This window comes from Curtobacterium sp. 179-B 9B NHS (genome assembly GCF_045370965.1).
Classification (GTDB): Bacteria; Actinomycetota; Actinomycetes; order Actinomycetales; family Microbacteriaceae; genus Curtobacterium.
Genome location: NZ_JBIQDQ010000003.1, coordinates 54,001 through 70,303, shown reverse-complemented (window position 1 = coordinate 70,303; position 16,303 = coordinate 54,001). Strand labels below are relative to the sequence as shown.

At 69.3% G+C, this 16,303-nt stretch carries 14 protein-coding genes; 10 read left to right on the top strand and 4 right to left on the bottom strand.

Annotation, left to right across the window (positions count from 1 at the left end; translation table 11 throughout):
• Positions 1-14 precede the first annotated feature (14 nt).
• A complete protein-coding gene (locus ACH0A8_RS03940) occupies positions 15-4,190 on the bottom strand; it encodes a DUF6049 family protein (protein ID WP_406906578.1) in 4,176 nt (1,391 codons plus the stop codon).
• Positions 4,191-4,313: 123 nt separating this feature from the next.
• Between ACH0A8_RS03940 and ACH0A8_RS03935 the strand changes: the two genes are divergently transcribed.
• The 6 genes from ACH0A8_RS03935 (at position 4,314) to dnaB (ending at position 9,541) form a co-directional block, all read left to right on the top strand.
• On the top strand, positions 4,314-5,750 hold the full coding sequence (locus ACH0A8_RS03935) for a CCA tRNA nucleotidyltransferase (protein WP_066658858.1): 1,437 nt from the start codon (positions 4,314-4,316) through the stop codon (positions 5,748-5,750).
• Between the two features lie 173 nt (positions 5,751-5,923).
• Positions 5,924-6,295, top strand: coding sequence for a 30S ribosomal protein S6 (rpsF, locus tag ACH0A8_RS03930; protein ID WP_058728349.1), 372 nt, complete (start codon positions 5,924-5,926; stop codon positions 6,293-6,295).
• A 3-nt stretch (positions 6,296-6,298) separates the two neighbouring features.
• The gene (locus ACH0A8_RS03925) at positions 6,299-6,874 is read left to right on the top strand and encodes a single-stranded DNA-binding protein (RefSeq protein WP_209684775.1); all 576 of its coding nucleotides are present in this window, start codon (positions 6,299-6,301) and stop codon (positions 6,872-6,874) included.
• Positions 6,875-6,924: 50 nt separating this feature from the next.
• Entirely contained in the window at positions 6,925-7,182 is a 258-nt protein-coding gene (gene rpsR, locus ACH0A8_RS03920; protein WP_017887834.1) for a 30S ribosomal protein S18, read from the top strand.
• Between the two features lie 14 nt (positions 7,183-7,196).
• Positions 7,197-7,649: a 50S ribosomal protein L9 gene (rplI, locus tag ACH0A8_RS03915; protein WP_058728351.1), complete on the top strand. Its 453-nt coding sequence runs from the start codon at positions 7,197-7,199 to the stop codon at positions 7,647-7,649.
• Between the two features lie 527 nt (positions 7,650-8,176).
• Entirely contained in the window at positions 8,177-9,541 is a 1,365-nt protein-coding gene (dnaB, locus tag ACH0A8_RS03910; RefSeq protein ID WP_066657525.1) for a replicative DNA helicase, read from the top strand.
• A 278-nt stretch (positions 9,542-9,819) separates the two neighbouring features.
• Here the strand turns inward: dnaB and ACH0A8_RS03905 are convergent, their stop codons facing one another.
• The 3 genes from ACH0A8_RS03905 to ACH0A8_RS03895 form a co-directional block, all read right to left on the bottom strand.
• On the bottom strand, positions 9,820-10,593 hold the full coding sequence (locus ACH0A8_RS03905; RefSeq protein WP_251154403.1) for a hypothetical protein: 774 nt from the start codon (positions 10,591-10,593) through the stop codon (positions 9,820-9,822).
• 130 nt (positions 10,594-10,723) lie between these two features.
• Positions 10,724-11,128 (bottom strand): hypothetical protein, encoded by a 405-nt coding sequence (locus ACH0A8_RS03900; protein WP_175325521.1) that lies wholly within the window; start codon positions 11,126-11,128, stop codon positions 10,724-10,726.
• A 51-nt stretch (positions 11,129-11,179) separates the two neighbouring features.
• Positions 11,180-11,536, bottom strand: coding sequence for a helix-turn-helix transcriptional regulator (locus tag ACH0A8_RS03895; protein ID WP_058724395.1), 357 nt, complete (start codon positions 11,534-11,536; stop codon positions 11,180-11,182).
• Positions 11,537-11,647: 111 nt separating this feature from the next.
• Between ACH0A8_RS03895 and ACH0A8_RS03890 the strand changes: the two genes are divergently transcribed.
• Genes ACH0A8_RS03890 through ACH0A8_RS03875 form a run of 4 tightly spaced genes read left to right on the top strand, consistent with a single transcriptional unit; the run spans position 11,648 to position 16,300 of the window.
• Positions 11,648-13,036: an FAD-dependent oxidoreductase gene (locus ACH0A8_RS03890; protein WP_251160814.1), complete on the top strand. Its 1,389-nt coding sequence runs from the start codon at positions 11,648-11,650 to the stop codon at positions 13,034-13,036.
• Positions 13,036-14,439, top strand: coding sequence for an arsenic transporter (locus ACH0A8_RS03885; protein WP_251160813.1), 1,404 nt, complete (start codon positions 13,036-13,038; stop codon positions 14,437-14,439). Before ACH0A8_RS03890 ends, ACH0A8_RS03885 begins: the two co-directional genes overlap by 1 nt.
• A gap of 23 nt (positions 14,440-14,462) precedes the next feature.
• Positions 14,463-14,879, top strand: a complete 417-nt coding sequence (locus ACH0A8_RS03880) for an arsenate reductase ArsC (RefSeq protein WP_251160826.1) — start codon at positions 14,463-14,465, stop codon at positions 14,877-14,879.
• Between the two features lie 20 nt (positions 14,880-14,899).
• Positions 14,900-16,300, top strand: coding sequence for an FAD-dependent oxidoreductase (locus tag ACH0A8_RS03875; protein ID WP_251160812.1), 1,401 nt, complete (start codon positions 14,900-14,902; stop codon positions 16,298-16,300).
• Positions 16,301-16,303 lie beyond the last annotated feature (3 nt).

The following is a 16,303-nucleotide window of genomic DNA, read 5'->3' as shown; positions in this document are numbered from 1 at the left end:
CGGACGATCGGCGGTCAGCGTCCGAGCCGCTTGCGGAGCAGCGCGACCGCGTTCGCGATCTCGCCGTTCTTCGACACGACCAGGGCGCCGAAGTACACGAGCGCCATGACGGCTCCGGTCAGCGCGATGGTGACGAGCGCGCCCGTCCGGTCGGACATGGCGAAGCCGTCGGGCGAGAAGGTCCCGAGGGCGGTGACGACGGCCGCCCCGGCGACGCCGGCGATGAGTGCCGCGATGACGAACTGCACGTGGGAGCGGGTGACCACGGGGCCCTCGATGCCGTTCAGGCGACGACGGACGAGCACGAGCGCGATGATCGTCTGCGCCGTGCCGGCGAGCGTCGTGCACGCCGCGATGGAGACGCCGACGATGCTCTGCGGGAACGTCGCGACGGCCAGGGCTCCGATGACGAACAGCACCGACTGCACGCACTGCATGAGGAACGGCGTGCGGTGGTCGTGCATCGCCCAGAAGACGCGCTGGATGATGAACAGCATGCTGAACAGCACCAGGCCGGGCATGTAGGCGAGGAGCACCGCGCCGATGGAGAGCGCCTGCTCGAAGGTGCCGGCGAACATGCGACCGAACGGCACGGAGACGACGATCAGCGCCACCGACGCGAACACCGTGAACAGTCCGACGATCCGCAGGGACAGCGACAGGTTGCGCCGGACGGCGTCGAGGTCGCCGCGGCCGGCGTCGTGGCTCATCCGCGTGAAGTACGCCGTCGCGATCGACACCGCGAAGATCGAGTGCGGCAGCATGAACAGCAGCCACGCGTTCTGCAGCACCGCGTTGCCTGCGGCGCCCGTACCGAGCGACGCGACGCGCGACTGCACGATGCCCGCCAGCTGCGTCACGAGGATCATCGCGAACAGCCAGCCGGCCGCCGTGCCCGTCGCCTTCAGGCCCACACCGCGCCAGCGGAAGTCCGGGCGGAACGACAGGCCGGCGCGCCGCCAGAAGAACGGCAGGAACGCGGCCTGCGCGAAGACGCCGAGCGAGGCACTCCCCGCGAGCACCGCGATCTTCAGCGGTGTCCAGCCGTCGACCGAGGAGTTGACGTCCTGACCGCCGAACATCGCGATGAAGACGACGAGACCGGCGATGGCGATGACGTTGTTGATGAGCGGTGCCCACGTGAAGGGGCCGAAGACCTGCTTGGCGTTGAGGACCTCACCGAGGAGCGAGTACAGCGCGTAGAAGAGGATCTGCGGGAGGCACCAGAAGGCGAACGCCACGGCCAGGTCGGTCTGTGCCGGCGTGAAGCCCTTGCCGTCCCCGGTCGCCTGCTGGCTGTAGACGAACACGAGGAACGGCGCGAGGACCGTCGCGACGATGGTGATCACCACGAACACCGTCGCGCCGAGCGTGACGATCTTGTTGACGTAGGCCGTACCGCCGTCGCTGCTCTCCCGCATCGACCGGACGATCTGCGGGATGAGCACCGCGGAGAGCAGACCACCGGCGATGAGCGCGTAGATGTTGTTCGGCAGCTGGTTCGCGAGCGCGAACGCGTCGGCGCCGGGCGACTTCGCCTGACCGATCGCGTAGGCGAGCACGAACGTCTTGCCGAAGCCGAGGACCCGCGAGAGCATCGTGCCCGCCGCGAGCATCGCGCTCGCCCGACCGAGGTTCCGTTCGGCCGCGGGCTCCGCGTCGACGGCGGGTTGCTGCTGCGTGCTGATGGTCGGCTCCTCGGGATCTGGCGGGGTGTCGTCCTGGTCCGGACGGCCGGCCTGGAGGCGCGGCTCGCCGCCGTCGCGCACCGTCGCGTCCGCAGGGCGCGCACCGGCCTGCTGCGGTGCGACGCGCGCGGGACCGGACGCGGCAGTGGTGCCGACCACGGCGGCGGCGGGCGCCGCCTGTGCGACGTGGGACGGGCCTCCCGATCGGGCAGGGGCGCCGGGGGCATCGGGCTGGACCGCGAGCGGACGGTTCGGGTCGTCGTCGTCCTCGTCGTCGAGCTCGCCGTTGCGGCGGCGGATGCGCTTCCGGATGCTGCGGAAGATCCCGAAGCCGAAGATCGCGACGAGGCCGATCGCGGCCACCGCGGTGATCACGGTCTCCCACTGCGCCTGCACGTTGAGCTCGACCGTGGTGGGCTGCGACACGGTGACCCCGGTCGGCGTGGTCAGGGACATCGTCAGGTTGACCGTGCCGTTCGCGACCGACCGGACCGGGATGGTCGTGCGGGCGGAGGACTGCGGCTGGAGCTTCACCTCGATGTCGTTCCGCACGACCTGCAGCGCCGAGCTGGACGGCTGGACGTTGAGGCGCACGGTGACCGGGTAGTCCGTCCGGTTGCGGACCGACACGGGCAGCGACGATCGGTCCCCGAGCAGCGTCAGCGAGCTGGAGTCGGGGATGCTCACCTGGTCGGTGGTCTTCGTCCAGGACCGGGCCTGCCGGTCGACGGCGGTGGTGAGGGCGTCGGGTTCGTCCCGCCAGGCGTTCGACGCCAGGGCGAGCAGCTGGAGCCGCGCAGGGGCGGTGACGGTCGCGGGGTCGTCGACGGCCGATGCGAAGGCGACGAGCTCGCGCTCGCTGTCCACCAGGGTCCGCAGGCGGTCGAGGCGGGCGTCGCCGTCGTCGGCCGGTGCCAGGGTGAGCGAGCCGGCGGTCGCCTTCGCCGCGGTCGACAGGTCCGAGGGCGACACCCACGGGGTGTCCTCGAGCGCGTCGAGCACGGCGCTCAGTCGACCGGTCTCGGTCGGCCAGCTGCGGCCGAGGGTCAGGAGCACGGGGCTCTGCGCGGTACCGGCACGCGCCGCCGTCGCCAGGGTCGCGGTGAGCTCCGCCACGGACGCGTCGTAGGCGCGCTGGTCGGTGGCGTCGGCGGCGTCCCGCAGCAGGGCAGACATGCCCTGGTCGGCGACGAGGACCTTCTGGTCGCCGATGCGCTCGGCGGCGGAGACGGTGGTGTCCGGGCCGGCGGAGGTGTTGCCGCTCGCGATGATCGTCGTCTCGGTGCCGGCCTTCGCGAGTGCGGGCAGGTCGTCGGTGGCCACGGTGTTCTCGACCGGCCACGCGACGTCGTCGAGTGCGTACGGGAAGTCCAGCAGGCTGGCGGTGGTCGGCAGCGTCGTGGTCGTGCCGTCGGTGTCGTCCTGCCCCGAGCCGTCCTGACCTGTGCCGTCCTGGGTGCCGGCGGTCACGTCGTCCGAGGGGGTAGGTGTCGCGTCCGGGGTCTCGTCGACGGGGGCACCCGCGCTGGCCGAGGCCGTCGGCGTCCCGGTGGCCGTCGGGGTCGGGGTCGGCGTGCTGGCACCGGGGAAGTTCTGCTCCTTGACCGCCTGGTCGAGCGAGATCACGCCCGGGATCCCGTCCGCGCCGGCCTGGCGCAGCCCGGTGACGTCGGCGTCCGCGTACGACAGCGCGAAGGTCTCGTTCCGGAGCCCCTCGAGCCGGTCGAGCCAGTTGCGCGCACTCGACGGGGCGTTCTCGCCGAGCAGCCGGATCGAGGCGATGATCCTCGGGTCGACGCCGACGGCCACGTTGTGGTCCACGGCGGCGTCGAGCTGCTGCGTGAGGGTGCCGTCCACTGCGGTCGCCGCCGCGAGGTCGTTGGCACCGATCACGCCGTCGGCCGTGCTCGGCAGGGTGATCGGCATCGCGACCGAGACACCGACCGGGGTCTGTTGGAAGTCCGGGTACCAGGTGATCGCGGACCGGGCGACGGCGAAGGTGTCGCCCGCGGTGTACTCGGCCGCGATGCGTCGGGCGCCGAAGGACGAGTAGCCGCCGAGTGCGACGTTGCCCGGCACGATGGTCACCGTCTGGGTCACCGAGCGGTGCGCCGGGACGATCGGGACGTCCGCCGAGTCCATCGGGGCGCCGAGGTAACCGGTCGTGGTGGTGTCGGAGAGCCAGTCGGAGAGGACGTCGCGCGTGCTCTCGGAGCGGAAGATGTCGAGCTCGACCGACCCGGCGGGGACGTCCGTGTCGGTGTCGTTCGTCACCGTGACCGTGACCTGGAGGTCCTCGTCCCGTCGGACGATCCCGCGGTCGGCCGGGGCGATCGACACGGTGGTCTTCCCCTGGTCGGCGGCGGCCGGAGCCGCGGTGCGCGTCGTGGTGCGGTCGACGGAGGCGGCGTGCGCCGGGTCCGGACCTGCGGGCGTGGCGACGAGGCCGACGGCGACGAGGGCCGTGGCAGCGGCGGCGAGCGTGGAGCGGAGGATGTGCATACAGGAGGGCCCGAGGGTCGGTTCCGGCCGAGCACGAGTGTACGAGGGGCGGACGGGGACGATCCCGTGCGCGCGGGCCGTGTGGAGAACTCGGCGCACCGATCTGGGAGGATGAGGTCCGTCATGCAGTCCGTTGCCCAGGCCGTCGAACGACTCGACGCACTCGCAGCCACCGAGCCCGTCGCCGTCCTCGCTCGGGCGTTCGCCGACGCCGGACACGAGCTGGCGCTGGTCGGCGGCCCCGTCCGCGACGCCTTCCTCGGCCGTGCCGTCACCGACCTCGACTTCACGACCGACGCCCGCCCCGACGACGTCCTGCGCATCGTCGAGCCGATCGCGAGCGCGACGTGGGACGTCGGTCGGCAGTTCGGCACCATCGCCGCCCGGGTCGCCGGCGAGCAGGTCGAGATCACGACCTACCGCAGCGACGTGTACGACGGCGAGACCCGCAAGCCCGAGGTGGCGTTCGGCGACACCATCGAGGACGACCTGCTCCGCCGTGACTTCACGGTGAACGCCATGGCGCTCCGCCTCCCCCAGCGTGAGCTCGTCGACGTGCACGGCGGGGTCGAGGACCTGCTCGCCGGGCGCCTGCACACCCCGCAGGCGGCGCCCGTCTCGTTCCGCGACGACCCCCTGCGCATGATGCGCGCCGCACGATTCACCGCGCAGCTGGGCTTCACGGTGTCCGACGAGGTGCGTGCCGCGATGACGGACCTCGCCGACTCGATCGACATCGTGTCGGCCGAGCGGGTGCGTGACGAGCTCGTGAAGCTGCTGAACACGTCCGAGCCGGTCCCCGGCATCCGCCTGCTCGTGGACACCGGGCTCGCCGAGCGCTTCCTGCCCGAGCTCCCCGCGATGCGGCTGGAGATCGACGAGCACCACCACCACAAGGACGTGTACGAGCACTCGCTGACGGTGCTGTCCCAGGCCATCGGGTACGAGGCCGAGCGGCACCCGGGCGAGGCCCCCGACACCGTGCTCCGGCTCGCGGCCCTGCTGCACGACATCGGCAAGCCGGCCACCCGCAAGCTCGAGCCCGGCGGTGCCGTCAGCTTCCACCACCACGACCTGGTCGGCGCGAAGCTCGCGAAGAAGCGACTGCGGGCGCTGCGGTTCGACAACGACACCATCGCCGCCGTCTCCCGACTGATCGAGCTGCACCTGCGGTTCTTCGGCTACACCGAGGGTGCCTGGACCGACTCCGCCGTCCGCCGCTACGTCCGGGACGCCGGCCCGCTGCTCGAGCGCCTGCACGAGCTCACCCGCTCGGACGTCACGACGCGGAACCGCCGCAAGGCCGACCGGCTCGGCTTCGCGTACGACGACCTCGAGGACCGCATCACGGCGCTGGCCGACCAGGAGGAACTCGACTCGATCCGTCCGGACCTGACGGGCGACGACATCATGCGGATCCTCGACATCCCGCCGGGGCGTGCTGTGGGCGAGGCGTACCGCCACCTGCTCGAGGTCCGCATGGACGAGGGTCCCCTCGGCACCGACGAGGCCGAGCAGCGCCTGCGCGCCTGGTGGGCCGAGCGCGACGCGACCACCTGACGGCGCGACCGCCTGACGACGCCGGCCGCTCTGCACGACCGGTGGCGCGCCTCCAGGCCGTGGGCTAAGCTACTCGAGTTGTCCACGCGCTCCTGCGCGTCCGGACACATGCATCAACCCTCCTGCTCCGGGAACCGCCCGGAGCCGCCGAGACCAAAGGAGGTGGGTTCCGCATGCACCAGTACGAACTGATGGCGATCCTCGACCCCGAGATCGACGAGCGCACCGTCGCTCCCAGCCTGGACAAGTTCCTCGCGGTCATCCGCAACGACGGTGGCACCGTCGACAACGTGGACGTCTGGGGCCGTCGTCGCCTGGCCTACGAGATCGCGAAGAAGTCCGAGGGCATCTACGCCGTCGTCGACTTCACCTCGACGCCCGAGGCCGCCAAGGAGCTCGACCGTCAGCTCGGTCTCTCCGAGGCCGTGCTCCGCACGAAGGTCCTCCGCGCCGAAGAGGCGATCGCCCAGGTCGCCGCGCAGAAGCAGCGCGACGAGGCCCGCGCGGCCCGCAAGGCCGCGAACGCGACCGCGAGCGCCGAGTAGCTCATGGCCGGCGAAACCGTCATCACGGTGGTGGGCAACCTCACCGCAGACCCGGAGCTGCGGTACACGCAGAACGGGCTCGCGGTGGCGAACTTCACCATCGCCTCCACCCCTCGCACGTTCGACCGTCAGGCGAACGAGTGGAAGGACGGCGACGCGCTGTTCCTCCGTGCGAGCGTGTGGCGCGAGTTCGCCGAGCACGTGGCGGGCTCGCTGACGAAGGGCTCGCGCGTCATCGCGCAGGGTCGTCTCCGTCAGCGCTCCTACCAGGACCGTGAGGGCCAGCAGCGCACGAGCATCGAGCTCGAGGTCGACGAGATCGGCCCGTCGCTCCGCTACGCGACCGCCCAGATCACCCGCGCTGCGGGTGGCTCCGGTGGCGGTCGTGGCCAGGTCGGCGGCGGCAACGCCTCCGGCGGTGGCCAGGGCGGGAACGGCGGCGGCTGGAACAACAACAGCGGCGGCGGTCAGTCGGACGCACCGTGGTCGCCCCAGGGCGGCCAGCAGGGCGGCAACGCACAGTCGAACGACGTGTGGAGCCAGCCCGGCGGCTCGTACGACGACGAGACCCCGTTCTGATCCTCAGCGGTCTGACGGACACACAACTTCTTCTTCTCTAAGGACAAACAATGGCTGGAAAGAGCACCGGCGACCGCCGGAAGCCTCGCGGCAAGGGTGGCAAGAACGCCGCTCCCGCGAAGTCGATCAAGGTCGGCGTCATCGACTACAAGGACGTCGCGACCCTGCGCAAGTTCATCTCGGAGCGTGGCAAGATCCGCGCCCGTCGCATCACCGGCGTCTCCGTCCAGGAGCAGCGCCTCATCGCCCGTGCCGTGAAGAACGCCCGTGAGATGGCGCTCCTCCCCTACGCCGGCTCCGGCCGCTGATCAGGAGGATCACCATGTCGAAGCTCATCCTCACCCACGAGGTCTCCGGCCTCGGTTCCGCCGGTGACGTCGTCGACGTCAAGAACGGCTACGCCCGCAACTACCTCATCCCCCAGGGCTTCGCCGTCGCGTGGTCCAAGGGCGGCGAGAAGCAGGTCGAGTCGATCCGTGCGGCCCGTGCCGCTCGCGAGCTCGCCACCATCGAAGAGGCCCAGGACCTCAAGATGAAGCTCGAGAACGCGACCATCAAGCTGACCGTCAAGGCCGGCAAGGACGGCCGCCTGTTCGGCTCGGTCCGCCCGGCGGACGTCGCCGACGCGGTCCAGGCGCAGGGCGTCGGTTCGCTGGACAAGCGCAAGGTCGAGGTCCCCGCGACCATCAAGACCGTCGGTGACCACGAGGCCACCGTGCGTCTGCGCGAGGACATCACCGCGGTGATCTCCCTGCAGGTCGTCGCCGCCAAGTAAGCAGCGTCACCACCGTCGAAGGGCGGGTCTCCTCCGGGAGGCCCGCCCTTCGTCGTGCGCGCGGCTCGCCGCGCGCGAGGGTGTTGCTGTGGGACAGGTGTTGCTGCGTTGGCCGGTTACCCCTCGCGCCCGTCCGGGCTTGCTGGGAACGAACCGAGAACGCTCCCCACAGGAGGGCCTGTTGTCAAGTCGTTTTACACAGTCGAAACGCCCCGAATCGGAACCTTCAAGGTGTACTTGAACCGCGGTTCTCCACACACGGTGTGGAACGGAAAAGCCCAGGTCCGGGGCAAGAACACGTGTTCGAATGCCGACTTGTCCACACGTCCATCCACAGTTGTGCACATGCGAGTCCGGCGTGTTCCGCATCCTCTCCACAGAGTTATCCACAGGGCCGTTTGCTGGGGATAACTCTGTCCCCGTAGCTTGGCCCAGCGACTCGGCGGAGGGCAGGGGATGTCGGTCGTCCGGGGTAGGAAAGCCGGTGTGGGCCGAGGCCCGCACCGTCACGACAAGAGGGAGTCCGTGTGTCGATCGCGCATCTCGATCCGTCCCCGCAGGACCTGTCCGAACGGGGTTCGGAGCGGACGCCGCCGCACGACCTGCTCGCGGAGCAGTCCACCATCGGCGGCATGCTGCTGTCGAAGGACGCCGTCGCCGACGTCATCGAGACCGCGCGCGGGGTGGACTTCTACATCCCGAAGCACGAGGTCATCTTCGACGCGATCCTGTCGCTGTACTCGCACGGTGAGCCCACCGACGTGATCGCCGTCACCGACGAGCTGACCAAGACCGGACTGCTCTCCCGGGCCGGCGGCGCCGAGTACCTGCACAGCGTCACGAGCATGGTGCCGACCGCGGCGAACGCCGGGTACTACGCAGCGATCGTCGCCGAGAAGGCCGTGCTCCGCCGTCTGGTCGACGCGGGCACCCGCATCGTGCAGATGGGCTACGCGTCCGAGGGTGAGGTCACCGACCTCGTGAACAGCGCGCAGGCGGAGGTCTACAACGTCGCCGGCGGCGTGCAGACCGAGGACTACGTGCCCCTCACCGACGCCATCGGCGCCGCGATCGACGAGATCGAGGCCGCCAAGGGGCGCGACGGGCAGATGACCGGCGTCCCGACCGGGTTCAGTGGCCTCGACGCCCTGACGAACGGCTTCCACCCCGGGCAGCTCATCATCGTCGCCGCCCGGCCCGCGCTCGGCAAGTCGACCCTGGCGCTCGACCTGTGCCGCGCCGCAGCGCTCAAGCACGACCAGACCGCCGCGTTCTTCTCGCTCGAGATGGGTCGCGCCGAGATCGCGATGCGTCTGCTGTCCGCCGAGTCGAGCGTGCCGCTGCAGAACATGCGCAAGGGCACCGTCGACTCCCGTGACTGGACGACCATCGCGCAGACCCGCGGGCGCATCAACGACGCCCCGTTCTTCATCGACGACTCCCCCAACATGACCCTGGTGGAGATCCGGGCGAAGTGCCGCCGGCTCAAGCAGCAGCACAACCTCAAGCTCGTGGTCATCGACTACCTGCAGCTGATGACCTCGGGCAAGAAGGTCGAGAGCCGTCAGCAGGAGGTCTCGGAGTTCTCGCGTGCGCTGAAGCTCATGGCGAAGGAGCTCGGCGTGCCGGTCATCGCGCTGTCGCAGCTGAACCGTGGTCCCGAGCAGCGCGCCGACAAGAAGCCGATGATCTCGGACCTGCGTGAGTCGGGCTCCATCGAGCAGGACGCCGACATGGTCATCCTGCTGCACCGTGAGTCGGCGTACGAGAAGGACAACCCGCGTCAGGGTGAGGCGGACCTCATCGTGGCGAAGCACCGCAACGGCCCGACGGACACCATCACGGTGGCGTTCCACGGGATGTTCTCGCGGTTCGTCGACATGCCGCAGTGATAGACAAAGTTATTTTTTCTCGCGCTTGTTCAACAAGTTTGCCAAACTGTAAGCTTGGCATGTGGGCCTGAAAACGCAGTACACGGCGGCAGAGTTCGTCGTTGATGTCGTCCGCCAACGAACGTGTCCAACTGCCACACAACGTGTCCTGAAATACGGAGGTGGACACGTTATTTGGCAGTCCCGCCGGTCTTCCTCAGACCTGAGTGACCACGCGGTGGCGTCGTGACCGCTCGCTACCTCGGCGCCCGCGAGGAGTGGTGTGTCCCTACTCGGCGTTACGCCAGCCCGGCGCTCAGATCGTCGTGCCGAACTGCCCGTCGTCGATGCTCGATGCTGACTCCGCCAGGGAACAGGTTGATGAGGACCAGTAGGTACGCCTCGTACCACTCATCTGCGATCTCTTCAGCGCGGCGGATGCGCTGGAGATCCTGCTCGGCGAAGCTGATTAGCTCCGGGTATTCGTCTTTGTCGACCGGTTTGTACGTGCCAGCATCCAGCCATCGATGTTCATCTGCCTGCCAAATCAGGCCAACGTAGTCGCGTTCATCGCCGGACAAGGGCTCGAAACCGAACTCCCAGTTGTCGGCCCACGCCTTTCCGAGCTCACTTGCGACGTAGCCGTCGGGTTCCGGCGTCTCGTCCGGGATTGGTTCATGGGGGTACCGCATGATGGTGTTTCCGTCCGCTGCGTAAAACACAACCTCACCGGTCAGTAGGGCGTAGACCACTGAGTGACGTTTACCTCTGCTGGCGAGATCGCCGCGGAACATCCACAGCGCCATGTCCGCCTGCTTCTGCCAGTCGTCCCATGCCTCCGCAGGCTCCGGCAGCGTCTCGCCGGGTGGCTCAATCGTCCACATGGTTCGGTCCCCGAGGACCCACGTCAGAGTGGCCCGTTGAGTCGCATCGGGTTGGAACCGCAACGTCTCTGGCCCGTTCTCCTCGCCGGCGACGGTCAGGCGGGGAGCGTTGAAGTGACGGCGGACCGCAGAGTGGTCGACCTGATGCGCCGGCCATTGATAGCGGATCTCGAGCACTACCGTCGCCACGCGAACCTCCCGCGACGTCGTACTGGTCGCTGACTCAGCGTGCCGTCTCCGTCGTCGGGCTCGTTGGGAGTGGTCGCCGCCACGGTCCCATGCTCTACCGCTTTGCTGGACGCGGGTTTCGATCGTTCGATCAGAATTGGATGTAGCCGTTCCAAGCTGCCTCTGCTTTTGCTCCGTCATCACCGAAGATGTCAGGGTCGACTGGGAAGTGCTCGTTCCGGAAGTGGTCCAGCTCCAGCTGCGCACGATCTCGGAGTGTCGCTCGGTCCTCGTCAGGATGTCCCAAAGCAAGCATGGCGGTGCGCCGCTCGATGACGGCATCCCACAGTTGTCGTCGGCTGACTTCCGCGATCAGTTGCGAAGCAACGAGCATCGAGTTGAACTCAAGCGATCCAGCGAATCGGTCCATCAAGGTGACAAGGTCTCTGTCCTTCACCTCGGTGAACACCTTCGGCTGCTTGCGTTGCTCCTCCATCATCCAACGGATCTGTGCACGGGCGTCCGCAATTGGGTTGGATTCTTGCTCGTCGGTCATGTCTTCATCCTCACCGTGCGGAGGCTTCATCGCGAGGTGAGTTTGGTGATCTCACCGGGTGGGTGAGGTGAGCAGTGCCGCGACTGATTCGAGGGCGCCGGGGACGAGGGAGAAGTAGGCCCAGGTGCCGCGCTTCTCGCGGTGCAGGATGCCGGCGTCGACGAGCACCTTGAGGTGGTGCGAGACGGTGGGCTGGGACAGGCCGAGCGGTTCTTGCAGGTCGCAGACGCACGCTTCTGCACCCTCGTGCGCGGCGACCATCGAGATCAGCCGGAGCCGCGCCGGGTCGGCGATCGCCTTCAACGACTTCGCGAGGACTTCCGCGGACTCCTGCGTCATCGCTTCCGTCGTGACGGGCGAGCAGCATGCGGTGACGTCCTGAATGGGGAGCAGCTCGATCGTCGTCATCGCACCATCATCCCACGTCGTTCGATGCACGTCGATATTTGCGCTCATCGATATCGACGTGCTTCGATACCCCTGTTCGACTTCCGCTCGATCTGTGAAGGACCGACTCCGATGACTCACCTTGTTGCCGTTGGGGGCAGCGACGCCGGCATCGCCGCAGCGCTCCGCGCCCGTGAGCTGGACCCGTCGGCCGACGTGACGGTGGTCCTCGCCGACGAGTTCCCGAACTTCTCCATCTGCGGCATCCCCTACTGGGTCTCCGGCGACGTCGCTACGGAAGCGTCTCTCGCGCACCGCACCCGCGGAGACCTCGAAGCCGCCGGGATGACCGTCCGCTCCTCCACCTGGGCTTCCGCCGTCGACGTCGACCGCCAGTTGCTGTCCGTCACCGGACCGGCTGGTGAGGAGCAGATCGCCTACGACGAGCTGCTGATCGGGACCGGCGCGGAGCCGGTCCGCCCGGCCGGGATCCCGTTCGGTAAGCCCGGCATCCACCTGCTGCACTCGATGACCGACGCCGAGCAGGTTGTCGCCGCCCTGGAGCTCCTGCCTGCCGGCAGCCGCGTCGCGGTCGTCGGCGCCGGCTACATCGGTCTCGAGATGACCGAGGGGCTCGTCGCCCGCGGGTTCGACACGACGCTGATCCAGCGCGGCCCGGAAGTGCTCTCCACCCTCGACCCGGGACTCGGGTCCCTGGTCACCGAGGAGGTCCGTCGGCACGGTGCGACGGTGCTGACCGGTGCGACCGTCACCGGAATCACGCCCGCGGGCGGCGGGCAGTGGAGCGTCGCGACTACCTCCACGTTTGGTGACGCCGCCGGAACGTTCGCGCTCGTGGTGGTCTGTGTCGGGGTGCGGCCGGTGACGGATCTCGCGGTCGCGGCAGGTGCGCAGCTCGGGCAGGCCGGCGCGATCGTCGTCGACGAGCAGATGCGCACCGGGGTGCCGCACGTGTGGGCAGCGGGTGACTGCGTCGTGACACACCACCGCCTGCTCGGGACGACCTGGCTGCCGCTCGGGACAACCGCGCACAAGCAGGGACGCGTCGCCGGGGAGAACATGCTCGGCGGGTCCCGGACCTTCGCGGGCTCGGTGGGGACGCAGGTGGTGAAGGTGTTCGACCTCGTCGCCGCCCGCACCGGCCTCCGCCAACACGAAACCGCCCCGCTGGACGTGTCGCCGCTGACCCGTGTCACGGTCGCGGACGACCACAAGCGGTACTACCCGGGTGCAGTGCCGTTGACGATCAGCGTCACCGGCGACCACACGTCCGGACGGCTCCTCGGGGCGCAGATCGTCGGGGAACGCACCGCGGAGATCAGCAAGCGGATCGACACGTTCGCCACCGCCCTGCACGCCGGCCTGTCGGTCGACGACGTCATCGACTTGGACCTCAGCTACACGCCGCCGCTCGGGTCCCCGTGGGATGCCGTGCAGGTCGCCGCGCAGGGCTGGGAGCGCGCCGCCGCGGCGTCGAGCCAGGCCGGGGTGGGCGTCTGATGGTGCTGGCGGTCGTCGCTGCGGCGATCTTTGTCGCGACGCTCGTGGTGGTGATCTGGCAGCCCAAGGGCTTCCCGATCGGCTACACCGCGCTCATCGGTGCCGTCATCGCTCTCGTGACCACGGTGGTGGGGCTCGGTGATGTGCCGACGGTGGTTGGGATCGTGTGGAACGCGACGCTGACGTTCGTCGCGGTGGTGCTGATCTCGTTGATCCTCGACGAGGCCGGGTTCTTCGAGTGGGCCGCGCTCCACGTAGCCCGGTGGGGTCGCGGGAACGGTCGGCTGCTGTTCGTGCTGATCGTCGGCCTCGGCGCGGTCATCGCGGCCGTGTTCGCCAACGACGGGGCCGCGCTGATTCTCACCCCGATCGTCGTCGGGATGCTCCGCGCGCTGAACATGCCGGCGAAGGCGGCGCTAGGGTTCATCCTCGCCACCGGGTTCATCGCCGACACCGGCAGCCTCCCGCTGGTGGTGTCGAACCTGGTCAACATCGTCTCCGCCGACTACTTCAGCCTCGGGTTCGCCGAGTACGCCGCCGTCATGGTGCCCGTCGGCATCGTGTCCGTGCTGGCGTCCCTCGGGATGCTGCTGGCCTATTTCGGCAGGAGCATCCCGAAGCAGTACGACGTCCTCGCCCTCACCCGGCCCGCCGCCGCTGTGAAGGACCGGGCGACGTTCCGCGCCGGATGGGTGGTCCTCGCCGTGCTGCTAGTCGGCTACTTCGCCGCCGACCCGCTCGGGGTTCCCCTCGCCGCGGTCGCCGGTGTCGGCGCGGTCGTGATCGTCCTCGTCGCCGCCCGGCAACCCGCGTTCCTCTTCGCCCGCCAGGCGGCGTCCCCAGTCCTCGTCACCACCGGCGGCACCGCCACCGTCACCACCGGTGGCAGTGGGACCGGTGGCGGGTCGGGGCGGGTGATTCCGGTGTGGAAGACGATCCGGGAGGCGCCGTGGCAGATCGTGCTGTTCTCGATCGGCATGTACCTCGTCGTGTACGGGCTGCAGAACCAGGGCCTCACCGACTACCTCGCCCGCCTGTTCGACGTGTTTGGGGACCACGGGGTCCTCGTCACTGCGCTCGGGGTCGGGTTCGTGATCGCGATCCTCGCGTCGCTGATGAACAACATGCCGACCGTCCTCATCGCCGCCCTCGCGATCGGCGGAGCCGGAGCGACCGGCCTGACCCATGAGGTGATGATCTACGCCAACGTCATCGGCTCCGACCTCGGCCCGAAGATCACACCGATCGGGTCGCTGGCGACGCTGCTGTGGTTGCACGTGCTCGACCGGAAGGGCATCCACATCGGCTGGGGGCAGTACTTCCGCACCGGCATCGTCCTCACCGTCCCCGTCCTCGCCGTCACCCTCGCCGCCCTCGCCGGCTGGCTCACCCTCATCCGATGACCGCCCGAACCGAAAGCACCGCCATGACCGCGACCCCCACGATCCTGTTCGTCTGCGTCCACAACGCCGGCCGCTCCCAGATGGCCGCCGGCTACGCCCAGGCCCTCGGCGGCAAACGCGTCCAGGTCCTCTCCGCCGGCTCCGCGCCGAAGGACCAGATCAACCCGATCGCGATCCAAGCGATGGCGGAGGACGGCATCGACATCGCCTCGAACCAGCCGAAGATCCTCACCACCGACGCTGTCCGCGAGTCCGACGCGGTCATCACGATGGGCTGCGGTGACGCGTGCCCGATCTTCCCCGGCAAGCGGTACGAGGACTGGGACCTCACCGATCCCGCCGGGAAGGGCATCGACGACGTCCGCCCGATCCGCGACGAGATCAAGACCCGCGTGCAGGCACTCCTGGCCGAGCTGCTGCCCACCGAAGCATCCGCCTAACCACCGGAAGGACCACGACCATGACCCTCACCCTCACCGTCCCACCCCGTGCTGACGCGGACCGCCTGACCGGGCTGCCCGTCGCTGTCATCGGCGCCGGCCCCGTCGGGCTCGCAGCCGCCGCGCACCTGCTCGAGCAGGGCCTATCCGTCGTCGTCTACGAAGCCGGATACCAGGTCGGCACGTCCGTTCGGGCGTGGGGGCACACCAGACTGTTCTCCCCGTGGCGGTACGTCATCGACGACGCCGCCCGCCGCCTCCTCGAACCCACCGGCTGGACCGAGCCGCGCCGATCGTCGCTGCCGACCGGGCACGACCTCGTCGAGCAGTACCTCGACCCCCTCGCCCGGACGCCCCAGCTGGCGCCGGTGATCCGGTACGGCGTCCGCGTCGAGGCGGTGTCCCGGCAGGGCATGGACCGCACCCGTTCCACCGGCCGCGCCGACACCCCGTTCCTCCTCCGCCTCCATGCCGCGGACGGTGTCGAGGACATCACCGCCCGCGCCGTCATCGACACCTCCGGCACCTACACGTCCCCGAACCCGCTCACAGCCGCCGGCCTCGCCCCCACAGCGGACCTCGGCGACCGCATCGTGCATGCTCTCCCTGACGTGCTCGGCGAGGACCGGGCACGGTTCGCCGGGAAGCGGGTCCTCGTCGTCGGGGCCGGGCACTCGGCCGCGAACACGCTCATCAAGCTCGGCGCTCTCGCCAAGGACGAACCCGGCACGACGCTGCTGTGGGCGATCCGGAACGCCGGCACCGCCCGTCTCGGCGCGGATGCCGCCGATGGGCTTGCCGCCCGCGGGCAGCTCGGATCCACCGTGCACGGCCTCGTCGAGTCCGGGCAGGTTCAGCAGCTCGCCTCGTTCGAGATCGACGACGTCCGGGGCGACGGTGACCAGGTCACCGTCACCGGCCGCCGCGCCGGGGAGCCGTTCACCGTCGCGGTCGACGTTGTGGTGAACGCCACCGGGTTCCGCCCCGACCTCGACATGCTCCGCGAGATCCGCCTCGGACTCGACGACGTCGTCGAAGCACCCCGGGCCCTCGCACCCCTGATCGACCCGAACCTCCACTCCTGCGGCTCCGTCCCGCCGCACGGTGTCGCGGAACTGTCGCACCCGGAACCGAACTTCTTCATCGCAGGCATGAAGTCCTACGGCCGCGCCCCCACGTTCCTGCTCCTCACCGGCTACGAGCAGGTCCGCTCCATCGCCGCGGAACTCGCCGGCGACCACCAGGCCGCCCGCGACGTGCAGCTTGTCCTCCCCGAGACCGGCGTCTGCACCACCGACATCGGCGGCTCATCCTCCTGCAGCGTCCCCGCGACGACGGCCGAGGCGACCGAGGGGTCGTCGTGCTGCGCCGCCCCCGCACCGGCCGCTCCGCCCGCCAGCAGCTCCTGCTGCACCAACTGAACC

Coding starts and splice junctions, on each gene's coding strand:
- ACH0A8_RS03900 (WP_175325521.1), bottom strand. CDS start 11,128: ATGACCGACGAGCAAGAATCCAACCCAATTGCGGACGCCCGTGCACAG.
- ACH0A8_RS03895 (WP_058724395.1), bottom strand. CDS start 11,536: ATGACGACGATCGAGCTGCTCCCCATTCAGGACGTCACCGCATGCTGC.
- ACH0A8_RS03925 (WP_209684775.1), top strand. CDS start 6,299: ATGGCCGGCGAAACCGTCATCACGGTGGTGGGCAACCTCACCGCAGAC.
- ACH0A8_RS03885 (WP_251160813.1), top strand. CDS start 13,036: ATGGTGCTGGCGGTCGTCGCTGCGGCGATCTTTGTCGCGACGCTCGTG.
- ACH0A8_RS03875 (WP_251160812.1), top strand. CDS start 14,900: ATGACCCTCACCCTCACCGTCCCACCCCGTGCTGACGCGGACCGCCTG.
- ACH0A8_RS03940 (WP_406906578.1), bottom strand. CDS start 4,190: ATGCACATCCTCCGCTCCACGCTCGCCGCCGCTGCCACGGCCCTCGTC.
- rplI (WP_058728351.1), top strand. CDS start 7,197: ATGTCGAAGCTCATCCTCACCCACGAGGTCTCCGGCCTCGGTTCCGCC.
- rpsR (WP_017887834.1), top strand. CDS start 6,925: ATGGCTGGAAAGAGCACCGGCGACCGCCGGAAGCCTCGCGGCAAGGGT.
- ACH0A8_RS03880 (WP_251160826.1), top strand. CDS start 14,463: ATGACCGCGACCCCCACGATCCTGTTCGTCTGCGTCCACAACGCCGGC.
- ACH0A8_RS03935 (WP_066658858.1), top strand. CDS start 4,314: ATGCAGTCCGTTGCCCAGGCCGTCGAACGACTCGACGCACTCGCAGCC.
- ACH0A8_RS03890 (WP_251160814.1), top strand. CDS start 11,648: ATGACTCACCTTGTTGCCGTTGGGGGCAGCGACGCCGGCATCGCCGCA.
- rpsF (WP_058728349.1), top strand. CDS start 5,924: ATGCACCAGTACGAACTGATGGCGATCCTCGACCCCGAGATCGACGAG.